Here is a 12,380-nt window from a genome sequence, read left to right as displayed (position 1 = left end):
GTTGTTTCGCCGTAAGCAGGCATTTCCGCGTTACAGTAAGGATGGGGAGCGGCTAGAGGCGCTGTAAGCCGGAAAAATCGTGTTACTGCTCCATCAAAGTCAATCTGGACGCTCTTCCTGCCGCTTTAAACCGGAAAAACCTGCTTACAGAGCAACAAACTAACATCTCACTGTCTGTAAGCTGGAAAAACCTGCTAACAGCTGCGCTTGATGAGCCGAATCGCACAAGCGGCACAGATCCCGCTATCTGAAAGCTGGAAAAACCGGCTAACAGCTGCGCTTGGTGAGCCGAATCGCACAAGCGGCACAGATTCTGCTATCCGAAAGCTGGAACGATCGGCTAACAAGCTGGCTTGATGAGCCGAATCGCACAAGCGGGAGCTGCAGCTTGTGGCGGACTAGCTTGTATATCGAGCAGCGGCGTTTCGAGGAGAGTTTGCTGGTGGAGAATGCGGTTCGGCACGGCATTCTGAGGCTGACGAGAGGCGGGACGGCAGCATATTCGGATTGATCGGCAGGCGGATGAGGTTCATTTGACCATACCCGATACGGGCATTGGCATGAATGACGAGTATTATTGAAGGAACGCTTAGTAGGTGAGCATGTCTAGTTTATGGAACGTCACCCTTGGAGGGTGGCGTTTTTCGTGTATGTGCTGCGTGGGCTGGTTCTCTTGAAAAGCTAAGCAAGTTCAGAAAATGCACCTTTATCAAGGGTGAACTGAAATGTAATTAAAAAGATCGTCAATCCAGCAATCCAAGCGTTTCATACACCTGTATCGTGACGATGCCGTTATGCATCAAATGATGGTCGCTTTGAAATTGAAGGAGCGCTGCCGTTGTGTCGGAACGGAATTTGCCGTCGCAAATGCCTTTGAAATAACCGGCGCTCTTCAACCGGGACTGGACTAGCTGCACATCCCCACCGACGTCCCCCTCCGCCAAATTCCTTGGCTCATGATTCGGATCTCCCAGCACATGTCCGTGAATGGTCACTTTCGTGCCCAGCGGAATGATTTCGTACAGCTCCATGACATCGCTATTGCGCATGCGAATACAGCCGTGGCTCAAATGCTGCCCTATGGAGTACGGCTTATTCGTACCATGTATTCCGTAGCTGCCCCATGGAACATTTAACCCTAGCCAGCGGGGCCCGAAGGAAGCTCCCCAATCCTTCCCCTTATACACGACCTGATATTCTCCAATCGGGGTAGGCGTTGATGGATTTCCAACGGCAATCGTATAGGTTTTAAACTTTTGTCCTTGCGCTCGCACAATTAACTGGTGATACAGCGGGTAAACATCAATCGAATAGATCCCTTGGTCGGCCACAATCGGCAGCGATGGATCGGCATAGGCAGGATGGACGATAACGGTCCCGTGCATAATTACGATTAGGGCTGCCGTTACAATGACGCGAAGAATGCCCGTCCCATTTTTTTTCAGCAATCGAATCACCTTTTTGGATTTATTATTCCAGCCTCCTTTAGTATGGCGGACATGATTTTCAATTATGAAAAAAATCCCCCTCGGCGCGATGGCAGTGGGGGATTAGCAGGGGCATCATTATCCTTGCTGCATCATCGACTGGCTTTGCTGCATGGAGGCCGGCATCTCCGAATAGGTTTTCTGGCACATCATATTAGATATTCGAGGGATGTAAATGACCTCTCCGGCACTTAATTGCTGCGGATTGGCCAGTTGCGGGTTGGCCTCCTCAAGAATGGCGACAGGCATATTATATTTGTGTCCCACCGCAGCTAAAGTGTCCCCTTTCTGCACCTGATGCTGCGCGAATAACATGTCGTCGGATTTTCCATCTCTAAAGAATGGGAAGAAAAACGGAGAAAAGAAGAAAAATGGAAACAAAAAGCGCCGAGGAAAAAAGGGATGGGCGAACGGGCGAAAGAAGGGACGTCCGAATCCTCCACCAAAGCCGCCGCCGGGAACAAATCCACGATCCATTAACAATACCTCCATAGAATAAATAGTCATTTGTCTCTATAGTGTATTGCTGTCGATTCTGATGGGTTCCATAGCCGGGAGTATTTCATTGGTTATTCCGAATATTTTTCTATAGGTGTTTCTTTTGTTCCATTGATTACAACAAGGTCCTGAATACGCCATGGGGAATGAACGAATTGACGGTCAAGCATGAAGCGGAGTTCGATGCGCTGTTTCTTCCTGTCTTTATACCGAAGCATGGCTTTCATTGCAACAGAGGAGAATAACGTATCATCGGAATATTCGGTTTCTCGCGTCTTGATCATTCGTATAGAGTCGATGGAGCTAAATGCTCGAAGAAGTTGTGCCTCTGTATCCCGAGGTGTTCCTTCAAGAATTAAGCGGATCAATTCGTCATCATGGAGATTCACTGCGCCAACCAGATTCTGGACAAGCGTGTGCGGGGAGGCAGCATTGAAGTAGGCCCTCAAATTCCCGCCCGCTTTAAGAACCATCAACTGGTGATCGGGGTCTGGCTCGTCAGACCGGTGAGTTGTACTGTTCAGAAAATGAACGCAGAAATGACCCGAGAAATCATTATCCGGTATGCCGTCTCCTCCGTGAGGCATTCCGTTCATGGAGGCGGCAATCCAATTATTATTCGAGCCTGCGAGTACTGCTTTGCGATCCCAGCTCCATTTGCCCTTAAAAATTTGTTTCATAATTTTTGTATCCTCTTTAGTTAACGGTTGTACATCCGCATGAGCGCTTCCGGCCCGCCGCTGAACACGAAAGGTTAAGCCCGATTCCAAATCCTTGATGGAAAACACGGCTTTGCGTGTAATGATCCGCTGAGCTTCTTCCCAGTCGATTATTTTCCCGAAATGCTGTCTTCTCAACATGGATGCTTTCTGCAGCAATTTGGCTGCGGCAGCTTTGTGCAGGACGAGGCGACGGGATGAACGCTCATCCCATAGATTACCAGACCGCTCTAAGCGATAATGCTCTAATTGCGAGCCCGTCCTCAGCGTAACATATATATCTGTCAAGTAGGGGGCATGTGCAAGTGTAATGAATTCCGTTGGCAAAGAAAGTATGGAACTGTCTATCGCATGCATTGTTTGGTATACGGAAGCCGGGCTCGAACGAACCGTTAATGTCATATTGTCAGGGTCTGGATATGCGGCACTGCATAATAACAATATTGTCAGCAAAACAGCAGTGCTCCTAAGCAACGTCCCTTGCAATGCGTTATCCTCCTTCCTCAGGAAGTTTTTTATCATCATTCACTTTTCCCGTAACTTGATGTGATCATTCAGATGGATCGGTTGGTTTTTCGTTTCATTTGTTAGATTCAAATTTCGTACGAATTAGCTCGCTTCTCCCATTAAGCACTTCCAGCATGATCGACGCGCCCAGCTTGAAGCCATAAGCAAATGATGCGGTTGTATCCATGTCGTGTATTTGAGCGTGCTGGTCCAATAAATCAATGAGCTTATCATAGTCCTCTTTTGTTAATTTTGCCCTCCATTTGTCCATTTCATCGTTAATTTTATTGCCGGAAACGCGATATTGCGAGTCCTTAGTAGCAGCATGCGCACTAAGCAGCAAATTGTCATTGTAGAGGTGTTCTATAATGCTTTTCATATCGGATTGTTCCTTTCTGCGGGAAGGTTGATAGTTTATTATGGAAAGTATGTAGAATTGCGAAAATCGAAATCATGTCCCAAACCATTGTATATCATGAAGTTTTTATATTTTACTTTTATGCAATTTTCGTATAATTAGATTTTATTTGTTGATAAATATAAACATAAAAATCAAGGATTTATGTGAAGACGAAAACATGACACAAAAGCAATTGGCAGTCTTTTTGAATTCTACACAAAGGCTATTTGCATTTTTTGAGAACGATTTGTTACAAAGGGTGAAAGGGCGTTTAGTCGATTTATTTTGATAATGATTTAATCTCTAGTCCATAACATCTTCAATGTCCTCATCTTTAAAAGTGGATACTAGTACGATTCTTGTTGCATTTATTCCTTCATCAAATATCATGTTGTTCCAAAGGCTTTTAGGCTTAATAAAGCCAAGATTGGATACAAAAGAGGGGAATTTTTTCATAGTAACAGGGTGAGCGATACGAACCTTTCCATCAGTAAAATCTTTACACTCCTGTGGTAAACCAAGAACATCTTCTAGTTTTTCAGTCACAGTTATCTCTCCTCTGAACCTTTATTTGTTATTCATAGCAATAGGTGATGGGAGCTATATTTTGCCCCCCCCCCCCCATATGGACAATGAAAAAATATTCGTAAGTTTCTTCGTATTTTTCATTCCTAATGTTCACTTCAGGAAACTTCTTCATAGACAAAAACAATTCTCCTTAGCAGTTAACATCAGTTATATTACATAAGTAGACAATTTAACTCGTATTTCGCAAAATATATAGTTACATTTATTTACTTATTATCGAATATAAAGGTCATTTGCACCATTTTACACAACTATATTTGGTTATATAATGCAATTATAATATATTTATTGAAAAATAAGGAGGATATTAAAATGAAAAAAAGTCGTAGTTTTATTTCTTGTTTTGATTTTGTCTATCTCCATCATTCCGTTTGCTTCAGCTTCAGCTGCAACGGTAGTAGAACCTCAGTTGGAATCCCTAGCATCATCTAGTCCCGATTTTGATTGTGAAGTTGTAATATCACCTTTCGGTGGCGTTACTGGGAAGTGGGATTTTAACTACTCTGGTAAAATTATTACTTTCGTTAACTTAGTCATGGAATTGCAATACCGTAAGAACTTCTTGTTTGCTTGGGAAGAGGTTGATAGTGAAACCTTTATATATGCTGGGGGTCAAGGAAGCAATGAGTCCAATCAATCTTATTTCATGCCTACTGATGCAGGGCAATACCGAGTAAAAGTTTCAGGAACCATTACTAACACGACTGGCTCAAACTATATCATTCATTACTCTGGACAAAAGTATTTTGATGGAGAATATACAGTTGGTGGTTAACCATTGAATAATTTAGCAAAGAATTAGAGCCTATCTATTGGGTATGGTATAATCCCACTAGATAGGCTAATCTTGGGGGTGTATCTTGATGTATAAAAAAATTGTTAGCGAAAGAATCTATATAAGAACAGGCATATTGGAAAATTTGTACGCACTATGGTTTAAAGAAAACCCTATGTTGGTTACCACCAAAGAAATGTTCTATCAGCAATCTGATATTGAGCAACATAAGGCGATTGTTTACCTATTGGACAAAGGGTTAATTGAAGTTAAGCCATTGAAAGATTCTTCGGATGAAATTACAATTACGATTACAACTGACGGAATTGATGCTTTTGAAAAGAGGGTGCTTGAAGATAATCTAGGTTGGGGAATCATCTTAGAGAACACTAAAGAAGATTGACCGTATGGGAATGGAAGAAGCCTTACCACGTGGTATGACAATTCACCGAGTCGAAATCGCAAAGCTTGACCTCCACCGCTGGTGTGAGCAGAGGAGAAAAATCGACCACGAAGCCATCAAAAACGCACTATAAACGATGTGTAATTGGCATGAAAAGAGTATCAATTACCCTCGATACCGATTTTAGTTGAATGCAACCGCAATCGACTAAGTGGAATAAATCAAGCACTGATTTTGAGGTTGAGCCTAAAAAAATGGAGAGTCTTTTGACTCTCCAACTTAAGAACATCGTGTTCGGGTGTTTAATAGATTCCAACAAATGACCTTGGGTTAACTAATTGATCAAACCATTCTGAAATCGTGACATCATCTAGTCCCATACTATACACGACACCACACAACCACTCTAACTCCGCAGTCGGGTAGCAAATCTCTGGAATAGGGCCTATTGGAGTGTCCTCTACACGGTGCAACATAAAATGCATGCTGCCGCCTGTGTCAACGACCTTTTGCAGCACATCTAGCACCGAAGCGCGGGTTGTTGTTGAGTGATGCTCGAATGGGCCTTGCCGTCAAACGTATATTGCATTAGGCAATATGATGACTGCTGCCGCACGGATTGGTATTGATTCTTGTCCGATTGAAGGAGTTAACAAGGAGAAGATTAGCGATGTATTAGTTGCAGAAGGAATAATGGACTCTGAACATTATGGCGTTTCAGTTATGGCGGCTTTTGGCTATAGATTGCATGCCCCGACTGACAAGACACGTCGATGCGCGCAGGAAGTAGTGGCGTGGGTGGAGTAACGCAGAATTATTTCACAGCTATTTCAATAATAGGGGTTAAGCTTAGCAGGTGTTGAAGAAGCCCATTTTCTACCGCCAGACTGAAAAAGTTCGGTATCAGTAAAGTCAGCCCTGAGCAAGAAAGGCGGGGCGGTAATCTGTGAGAATTCGACACATAACACGGCGATCAAGAAAGAATAGTGCACTCAAAGGGTTCAAAAAAGAAGACATCGGTCCCATAAATGGGATACGGATGTCTTCTTTTTTGTACCTGCAACATGCCAGCCCAGAAAAAACATAAGCTCGTCAGTGGCCTCGTGCTTGGCGGGGATTTTTTGAGCACATGTCAAGTTTGAAATATCACGTTGCTGGTAGTTTTTTATTGATGTATTATCTTGTAGATCCATGTTATGTTCATCGAAGAATATATTTCTTATCATTTATTTATAGTAAAAAAACTACCCTTGCAAAGGAACAGAATCCGTATGCTATATAAAAAAAGTTTATTTTTCAAATTACTGGTCGACATACTCATTGCTGTCGTATTACCATTTGCACTATCCAATCTGATCTCGTATAAAATGACATCGGATTCGGTAGAAGAGCAGGTTATCGCGCTCAACCAGAATACGATGGAGATCGGCATGGACAATATGAAACGTTATTTGACTAACCTTAACAGATTGTCGGTTGCGTTCTATAATGATCAAACGCTTATGAAATATTTGCGCGCTAAGGAGACGGCCCCATTCCAAATGCTTTACATTACCGATAAGGTCTCAAACTTATACAACAGCTATTCGGAATTAAAAGCGGTACGTTACGTTAGCGCGGGAAGCGGTCAGACGTACTTGAACTCGCATTCTGCGCTGTTGGAGTTATCTCTTAAGCTATCCCCTTCGGAAATTCCGAAGAAAGAGGGGGAGAACTGGGATATAAACCGGGGGTATGAAGTGTTGATGCTTGGCGAGGAGAGAGTGTTGGCTTTCCACAAGCCGCTCGTCGATTACCCGAAGCCTGATGTTCTCGGTCTCGTTTCCCTTTATGCAGGACAAAAAGAAATCTCTGAAATCATTCGTCCGTTATCCGATGGCCATAGGGGAGAGGCGGTATTTCTTCATATTCAAAAGCAATTTAAGCTGCTTTATGCATCCAGCCTGGAACCGGCCATGGAATTTGACGGGCCGGAGTCTCAACCGGAGCATTGGGGTGCTCGAGGTTATGTGAATGGACAACTTGACGGAAGAAAAGGAGTGTTTGTGTACGTTCAGGGCCAGTATCAGGATTTACCGTTGTCCCTCGTCAAATTCGTACCAGCCGATATCATTAATGGGGCGGCTGAACGGACCTTAAACTTTACTTTGGTTCTTCAACTCATCGCGCTCTTTTTTCTAATCCTGCTCGCTTCCATCTTATCTTATCGGACGATTGTTCCGATTAAGAGACTGCTGCGCAACATCGTGCAATTAGAATCAGGCAATTTCCGCGTTAGGGAGACTTCTGGGCGTATGGACGAGATCGGTGTGTTGGAACAGCGTTTCCAAACGATGGTCGGCAGGCTGGACGACTTGATCAACAATGAATACCGCAGCCGATTGGAGCTTACGACGGCAAGGCTCAAGATGCTGCAGGCGCAAATCAATCCTCATTTTTTATATAATACTTTGCAATCAATCGGAACGATGGCACTTCGCCACCGCGCCGATGATATCAGTGATAAGATCGCCGATCTCGGTGCAATTATGAGATACAGCATGGATTTGAAATCGGAAACGGTGCGCCTTCAACAGGAAATCGAGCATATCGAACACTATTTGTCATTGCAAACGGGCAGATTCAAAAATAAGCTCTCTTATACACTGTCCTGCCCCAGCGAGGCGCTGTCCATTAGTGTTCCGAAGATGATCCTGCAGCCGTTGGTGGAAAACAGTATTATACACGGCATAGAAAAGGGCACGGGAACAGGAACGCTTCATATCAGCATTGAGCTTGGCCGAGATCTCGTGATTCGTGTTATGGATAACGGGAAGGGAATCGAGCCTGAAGTGCTGGAACGAATCAGATTGAGTTACGATAAGCGTCAATTGCAAGGACCGGATGAAGGCGGTATCGGGCTCCTCAATGTGTTGCACCGGTTGCATTTGTCTTACGGACCGGATTTCGAATGGGACATAAGCAGCATGCCTTATGCAGCCACTGTTATTACGCTTCGTTTTCCAGTTGAAGTCAGCATCGCAGGAGGGGAATGACCTTGAAAGTGTTGATCGTTGACGATGAAGAACATGTGCGGGAAGGCATTGATTTGGCTATAGATTGGGAGAAATTCGGGATTTCCGAGAGGCTGCAGGCTGAGGACGGCCGAGAAGCACTCGACTTGCTGCGGCTGCATAAGCCCGCAGTTATGTTTTGCGACATGCGTATGCCAGGAATGGACGGTACGGAGCTTTTGCGTCAACTGCGGGAAGAATGCTTTGATACACAAGTCATTGTAGTCAGTGGACATGACGATTTCCAATACACGCGTGCTGCAATTCGGGCGAATGGGCTTGATTATTTGCTTAAACCTTTTTCCAAAAGGGATCTTGAACAAGTTCTCGAACAAGCTGTAATCGCTTGGAGGGATCGGGAAGTGAGTCTGCTGGAAGAGCGGGAAACCGGCTTCAAGATCAAGTGGGCCGACGCCTTAGTCCATGAGCAGAAGCTGGCGGCTTATTTAAAGGGGGAATCCGTCTTTCATGAGGGGTTACGGGGCATGCTGCATAAAGTGGGTCTTTCTTCAGAACGTCTAAGGGTGTCGCTGATACTGCCATGCAACCGCATGGATCTTGTGGACCGGCGCTTTAAGGGAGATAGAGAGCTCTTTGTTTTTGCGATCAATAATATTGCCCATGAAACGCTTAGAGCTTATGGCGCTCATTACTTATGCAGATTCGATGATTATCAGTGGATTCTGCTAACGGCCTTGACCTCCGGTTATCAGTCTGCGTCAGAGCACCGGCGCTGCATGGAGAAGGTAACCAAAGCATGGCGGGACATTTTGGGGCTGGATACGCTTATAGGAATATGCGATTCGGAAGCAGACACTGCCGGATTGCCGGGTGCGATCGGTGAAGCTCGCTCTGCCTTGTTGAATACTGATATATGGAAATCTTCCACTGGAACGAAACTCGACCCTGGGGAGCCCCCGCGGTTGACGGATCAACAGTTTCTGCTGCAAACCACTCTTGATACCGGTGACAAGGCTTATGCAGCCGAGATTATTCGCTCTTTCGTTCAAAGCCTCCGGCAGAGAGGGAATTTTCGGCTGAAGGATCTGCAGGCCTGCACAATTGAGGCCAACCTTCTTTTGGAGCGGGCCAGTCGGCTGATGCATTCCAGCAAGGAGGCGTCAGATCTTCTGATGCCGCTATGGATTAGCGATTTGAATGAATGGGAGAGGACGTTCATTCAGCATTGGTGGGCTCTTATGGAGGAGCAAGAGCGCGAAGGCTTGGGTAACCGCGGCGTGAAGGCGATCCGAGATTATATCGAACGACATTTTCATGAGGATCTGTCGCTGTCGATGCTGTCGGAACGATTTCATTTCAGTCCGCAGTATATCGCCAAGAAATTTAAGGAGCTATATAATACGACCGTGATGACGAGTTTAACCGAGATTCGGATGGATAAGGCCAGGTCACTGCTCCAATTTACGGACAAGCCGGTTTCGGAAATCGCGAACTCGCTCGGCTACGACGATGAGAATTACTTCGGTAAAGTATTCAAGAAGCAGCAGGGTGTCTCTCCTCTTCAATTCCGGAAGCAGAACCGAGATTCATAGATTCCTTTTTTGGGCGAATATATTCCCTGCCCCTGAGCATACGGAAAAGATACAATCGGAGTGTAAGCAGGATTCACTCTAATTCAAGGGGGATAAACACGAATGAAAAAGTCGATTTCTATGGTCTGCACCATGGCATTGCTCATGGTTTCCTTAGCGGGTTGTGCTGGTGGAGGGAATGCCCCGAGCAATAATGCCGATTCTCCGAACAGCACGTCCAAATCAGGCGAAGGTGAAAAAGTGACCCTTAAACTGCTGCAGTTCAAAGCGGAAATCACCGACAAAGTAAAGGCGATGGCTGACGACTACATGAAGGAAAATCCGAATGTTATCATTGAGGCTCAAGTAACCAAGGATTACGAAACGATTCTCAAAACCCGCTTTGCTTCCGGTGAAGAACCTGATATTTTCATGACCAAAGCCTTCACCGATATTAAGGACTGGTCCGATAAGCTGGTGGACTTGTCCAATGAACCTTGGATGAGCAAGGTATCCCCTTCCGCAGTGGCAGGCATGACGGTTGACGGCAAACAACTTGGCTTTCCGATTGCTTTCGAGGGATATGGCTTCATCTATAACAAAGATCTTTTTGCTAAAGCTGGTATCGACAAGGTGCCGACAACGCTGACAGAACTTACGCAGTTGAACGAAAAACTGAAGGCAGCCGGCATACAGTCTTACGCCGAGGGTTACAAGGAATGGTGGATACTCGGACAGCATCTGTTCAACCTACCGTTCGCAGCTGAACAAGATCCCATAGCTTCCATTGAGAATATTAATAAAGGCCAACTGAAAGTCAAAGATATCGCCAATATTAACGGGTTCTTCGATGTTCTTGACTTGACCGTAAAATACGGCAAAGGAGCGGAATCCGTCGGTGTCAGCTATGATAATCAGGTGTCTGATTTCGCCTCTGGCAAAACGGCCATGATGCAGCAGGGCGTATGGACCATCGATTCCATCATGAAAATCAACCCCGACATCCAAATGGGTATGTTCGCGATTCCACTGAACGATAACGCAGCTGAAACGAAAATGCCAGTAGGCGTTCCAGGTTATTATGTCCTTAACAAAAATTCCAGGCATGTGGACGAAACGAAAAAATTCCTGACATGGCTGCATCAAAACGGCCAGAAGTATTTGGTCGATTCCTTTAAGTTGATTCCAGCGTTCACTGATCTGAAGACGACTCCGGAGCTCGGACCTTTGGCGAATGACCTGAGTGTCTACGTGGAGAAAAACCAAACCCTTCCTTGGGCACATACGCTATGGCCATCCGGTTCGAACCAGGAGTTCGCGAAGCCGCTTCAGGCCTACGTCGGCGGACAATTTACGAAAGATCAGGCTATCAACGAAGTTCAGAACATTTGGAATACCCGCATCACAAACTAATCCATCTATCACCGTAACGATTCGATGTATGTCTTCCGTAGCAGGGGCATACATCGAATCGTTTATAGAAAGATAAAGGAGACGGACAGTATGAACTCGAGCAATCGTAAGCTATGGACGTATGTGGTATTTGTCGCGCCTGCTTTATTTTTTTTCACGATGATTATCCTGGTGCCGTTTTTGCGGGCCATTATATATTCATTTCAGGATTGGAACGGAATCAGCAGCGATATCGCCTGGGCTGGCTGGGATAATTATGCGACGATTTGGAAGGACGCCGGGTTCCATAAGTCGTTTGCATTTACGCTTAAATTTGTGCTTGTCATAACAATCTTGTTGAACGTGTTCGGATTTTTGCTTGCCTTGGTGTTGAACTTGTCATTGAAAAGCCGTAATCTTCTTCGGACCGCTTTTTTCCTTCCTTACGTCATCGGACCTGTCATCATCGGCTTCATATGGCAGTTCATTTTCACGAATCTGTTCGCGGAAATCGGCAAAGCCACCGAGTGGTCCATGTTTATGAAAAACTGGCTCAGCTTGCCGGGGTATGCCTTCTGGTCGTTAGTTATTGTCACCGTATGGCATTCCGTCGGTTATTTCATGGTGATTTACCTGGCAGCGCTTCAGGGCGTTCCGAAGGATTTGCTGGAGGCTGCGGAAATTGATGGTGCTGGAAAATGGAAGCGTATGCAGAACGTAGTTCTACCACTCATTCGCCCGGCGATGACAATCAACTTGTTTTTGGCGATTTCCTCAGGCTTCAAGGCTTTTGATTTGAACTTCGCCCTGACGAGAGGCGGGCCTTTCGGAACGACGGAATCGATCGCCTATCACATTTACTTGGATGCCTTCACGAAGAACTTGTTTACTCTTGCTTCGGCGAAAGCCGTCGTGTTCTTCCTGGTGCTGGCCGGTATCACTCTTGTGCAAGTCTCAGTAATGAAACGCAAGGAGGTAGAGATGTGAATAACGGTCGCTACAACATAAGAACTCTCGGACTCGAGC

The 12,380-nt window shown here is 45.3% G+C and carries 12 protein-coding genes and 1 pseudogene; 8 read left to right on the top strand and 5 right to left on the bottom strand.

Translation table 11 applies throughout. The features are described 5' to 3' along the window. Positions 1-283 precede the first annotated feature (283 nt). Entirely contained in the window at positions 284-511 is a 228-nt protein-coding gene (locus K0T92_RS04555) for a hypothetical protein (protein WP_219871255.1), read from the top strand. A 232-nt stretch (positions 512-743) separates the two neighbouring features. Here K0T92_RS04555 and K0T92_RS04550 read toward each other — a convergent pair whose 3' ends face one another. The 5 genes from K0T92_RS04550 to K0T92_RS04530 form a co-directional block, all read right to left on the bottom strand. Beyond that, positions 744-1,385, bottom strand: coding sequence for a L,D-transpeptidase family protein (locus tag K0T92_RS04550; RefSeq protein ID WP_219871560.1), 642 nt, complete (start codon positions 1,383-1,385; stop codon positions 744-746). 180 nt (positions 1,386-1,565) lie between these two features. Next, the gene (locus tag K0T92_RS04545) at positions 1,566-1,964 is read right to left on the bottom strand and encodes a LysM peptidoglycan-binding domain-containing protein (protein ID WP_219871254.1); all 399 of its coding nucleotides are present in this window, start codon (positions 1,962-1,964) and stop codon (positions 1,566-1,568) included. A gap of 92 nt (positions 1,965-2,056) precedes the next feature. Further along, on the bottom strand, positions 2,057-3,157 hold the full coding sequence (locus K0T92_RS04540; RefSeq protein WP_219871253.1) for a hypothetical protein: 1,101 nt from the start codon (positions 3,155-3,157) through the stop codon (positions 2,057-2,059). A 127-nt stretch (positions 3,158-3,284) separates the two neighbouring features. Beyond that, positions 3,285-3,590 (bottom strand): DUF6809 family protein, encoded by a 306-nt coding sequence (locus tag K0T92_RS04535; protein ID WP_219871252.1) that lies wholly within the window; start codon positions 3,588-3,590, stop codon positions 3,285-3,287. A 324-nt stretch (positions 3,591-3,914) separates the two neighbouring features. Continuing rightward, positions 3,915-4,157 carry a hypothetical protein gene (locus tag K0T92_RS04530; protein WP_219871251.1) on the bottom strand — a complete coding sequence of 81 codons (243 nt, stop codon included), beginning with the start codon at positions 4,155-4,157 and terminating at the stop codon, positions 3,915-3,917. A gap of 451 nt (positions 4,158-4,608) precedes the next feature. Here K0T92_RS04530 and K0T92_RS04525 point away from each other — a divergent pair, with 451 nt between their 5' ends. From K0T92_RS04525 to K0T92_RS04495, 7 genes and pseudogenes are all read left to right on the top strand, one after another. Next, complete coding sequence (locus K0T92_RS04525) at positions 4,609-4,974, top strand: hypothetical protein (protein WP_219871250.1); 366 nt, start codon at positions 4,609-4,611, stop codon at positions 4,972-4,974. Between the two features lie 88 nt (positions 4,975-5,062). Continuing rightward, positions 5,063-5,377 (top strand): hypothetical protein, encoded by a 315-nt coding sequence (locus tag K0T92_RS04520; protein WP_219871249.1) that lies wholly within the window; start codon positions 5,063-5,065, stop codon positions 5,375-5,377. A 551-nt stretch (positions 5,378-5,928) separates the two neighbouring features. Then, a pseudogene (locus tag K0T92_RS04515) lies at positions 5,929-6,184 on the top strand (nitroreductase family protein); the annotation flags it as partial. A 464-nt stretch (positions 6,185-6,648) separates the two neighbouring features. Continuing rightward, positions 6,649-8,412 carry a sensor histidine kinase gene (locus K0T92_RS04510; RefSeq protein WP_219871247.1) on the top strand — a complete coding sequence of 588 codons (1,764 nt, stop codon included), beginning with the start codon at positions 6,649-6,651 and terminating at the stop codon, positions 8,410-8,412. Positions 8,413-8,420: 8 nt separating this feature from the next. Then, entirely contained in the window at positions 8,421-9,983 is a 1,563-nt protein-coding gene (locus tag K0T92_RS04505) for a response regulator transcription factor (protein WP_343223638.1), read from the top strand. A gap of 102 nt (positions 9,984-10,085) precedes the next feature. Further along, positions 10,086-11,375, top strand: coding sequence for an ABC transporter substrate-binding protein (locus tag K0T92_RS04500; RefSeq protein WP_219871245.1), 1,290 nt, complete (start codon positions 10,086-10,088; stop codon positions 11,373-11,375). A gap of 90 nt (positions 11,376-11,465) precedes the next feature. Next, a complete protein-coding gene (locus K0T92_RS04495) occupies positions 11,466-12,341 on the top strand; it encodes a carbohydrate ABC transporter permease (protein WP_219871244.1) in 876 nt (291 codons plus the stop codon). Positions 12,342-12,380: the final 39 nt, after the last annotated feature.

Source organism: Paenibacillus oenotherae, assembly GCF_019443105.1.
GTDB classification, from domain to species: Bacteria; Bacillota; Bacilli; order Paenibacillales; family Paenibacillaceae; genus Paenibacillus_Z; species Paenibacillus_Z oenotherae.
The sequence above is the reverse complement of the archived record's forward strand: the minus strand, read 5'-3'. Positions and strand labels throughout refer to the sequence as shown.

What these genes read in the sequence shown, in the direction of transcription:
- K0T92_RS04520 (WP_219871249.1), top strand. Translation starts at nt 5,063, where the DNA reads ATGTATAAAAAAATTGTTAGCGAAAGAATCTATATAAGAACAGGCATA.
- K0T92_RS04495 (WP_219871244.1), top strand. Translation starts at nt 11,466, where the DNA reads ATGAACTCGAGCAATCGTAAGCTATGGACGTATGTGGTATTTGTCGCG.
- K0T92_RS04500 (WP_219871245.1), top strand. Translation starts at nt 10,086, where the DNA reads ATGAAAAAGTCGATTTCTATGGTCTGCACCATGGCATTGCTCATGGTT.
- K0T92_RS04510 (WP_219871247.1), top strand. Translation starts at nt 6,649, where the DNA reads ATGCTATATAAAAAAAGTTTATTTTTCAAATTACTGGTCGACATACTC.
- K0T92_RS04550 (WP_219871560.1), bottom strand. Translation starts at nt 1,385, where the DNA reads ATGCACGGGACCGTTATCGTCCATCCTGCCTATGCCGATCCATCGCTG.
- K0T92_RS04545 (WP_219871254.1), bottom strand. Translation starts at nt 1,964, where the DNA reads ATGGATCGTGGATTTGTTCCCGGCGGCGGCTTTGGTGGAGGATTCGGA.
- K0T92_RS04535 (WP_219871252.1), bottom strand. Translation starts at nt 3,590, where the DNA reads ATGAAAAGCATTATAGAACACCTCTACAATGACAATTTGCTGCTTAGT.